At 61.8% G+C, this 254-nt stretch carries 1 protein-coding gene; it reads left to right on the top strand.

Going from position 1 to position 254, the window contains the following annotated elements; genetic code table 11:
- Positions 1–254 (top strand): UPF0236 family transposase-like protein (locus DXX99_RS11255; protein ID WP_205664725.1); only part of this gene is annotated, 254 nt, incomplete at both ends.

Below are 254 nucleotides of genomic sequence, written 5' to 3'. Positions count from 1 at the left end.
AGAAGGTACTGAAGGGAGCGGCGAGGAAGGCGGAGACTCCTGGCCGGAGGAAGGCGGTGCGGGATTGTCGGCGCTACATAGATCAGAACTGGGAGGGGATAATGGCATACTGGCTTTACCCGGAGGCCCGGCTTGGGGTGAGTGCGGAGGCACACGTAAGTCACATTTTGGCAGCGCGGTTATCGTCACGGCCGATGGCATGGAGTGCTCGTGGGGTAGACCGGATGGCCCGGTTGCGGGTAGCGAAGGCAAAC

Source organism: Ammonifex thiophilus (assembly GCF_003368535.1).
Classification (GTDB): domain Bacteria; phylum Bacillota; class Desulfotomaculia; order Desulfotomaculales; family Ammonificaceae; genus Ammonifex; species Ammonifex thiophilus.
The sequence above is the reverse complement of the archived record's forward strand: the minus strand, read 5'-3'. Positions and strand labels throughout refer to the sequence as shown.